At 27.2% G+C, this 1,306-nt stretch carries 1 protein-coding gene and 1 pseudogene; both read left to right on the top strand.

Translation table 11 applies throughout. From position 1 onward, the window contains the following. The coding region (locus FPG59_RS16135; protein WP_086455539.1) for a toll/interleukin-1 receptor domain-containing protein at window positions 1–995 on the top strand (995 nt) is incomplete at its 5' end. Between the two features lies 1 nt (window position 996). Next, window positions 997–1,306, top strand: a pseudogene (locus FPG59_RS16130) (hypothetical protein); the annotation flags it as partial.

Genomic DNA, 1,306 nt, shown 5'->3' with positions numbered 1-1,306 from the left:
GTTCACTACTTCCAATTGATTTCACTAATGCAGAAAAAAATGCAATCATTTTATTAATTGATGAAGAATTTTTTGATGATAATGTTTATGTAGAATATACAAAACAGCTTTTAAAAAATGTTGATAATAATAACAGAATATTCCCGATTTCATTATATGAAAAAGCGTATACAATTTCATCTGAATTAAGTAAAATACAATTTACAAATGCTAGAGTATTTTTAAACCAGAAATTAGATTTGGAACTTGAAGAAGATTTAACAAAAGCTATTGAAAAAATAAAATCTGAAGTATTACATGATTGTTCTAGACTTTTAATGGACTTTCAAAAAATTTCAGACGATACAGAAACTGACCGCATTAATTCACCAGTTAAATTATTCTTAAGTCATGCAAAAAAAGACGGAGAGATACTTGCAATCAAGTTTAAACAATTCATCGAAAACAATTTAAAATTAGATGTTTTTTTTGACACTGTTAACATTGCAAATGGTTATGATTTTGCAGAACAATTCAGTCAGAATATTAGTGAATCTGCTCTATTAGTATTTCATACTGATGAATACTCAAATAGAGAATGGTGTCGAAGAGAAGTTTTACTTGCCAAAAAACATAAATCACCAATTGTTGTAGTTCATAGTATTAAAAATGGAGAAAGTAGAGCATTTCCATATTTAGGGAATATGCCTACAACTGTTTTAACAGATGAGAATGATTACAATTTTTATAAGATTGTTTACTTAACTCTTCTTCAAGTATTAAATAATTTGTACCAACATCGTCTACTTTCTCAATATAAAGAATTTACTCAGAAACAAGTTTATACTCTTACCTCTCCGCCAGAGCTAATAAATTTAATTCATTTGGAAATGAATGAAGAAGAATCGATTGTTCTTTATCCGGATCCACCTTTGGGCATTGAAGAGACATCAATACTAAATAGATTTAATAAAAATTTAAAATTTGTTACACCTATAACTATAAACAAGATTTAAAATGACAGATGAAAATAATATATCTGGTATAAGTACCGAAGATTTAAAGCCAGAATTTAAACTTTCTCAAAATGAAAAATCTTTCCTTTTTGATAAGTCAATTGCTATTTCTGTTTCAAATAGTGAAAATTTAAATGAACTAGGTCTTGATGAGCAACATCTAAACGATATTTCTATAGAATTAGCACGTTATATAATTTCTAATGATGGAACGGCTCTATATGGTGGTGATTTAAGAGAAAATGGTTTTACAAAATATTTTGAAGAATTATCATCTCAATACACAAGAAATGATGATGATAGACATGCAT

This window comes from Flavobacterium sp. FPG59, from assembly GCF_002150205.1.
Taxonomy (GTDB): Bacteria; Bacteroidota; Bacteroidia; order Flavobacteriales; family Flavobacteriaceae; genus Flavobacterium.
The sequence above is the reverse complement of the archived record's forward strand: the minus strand, read 5'-3'. Positions and strand labels throughout refer to the sequence as shown.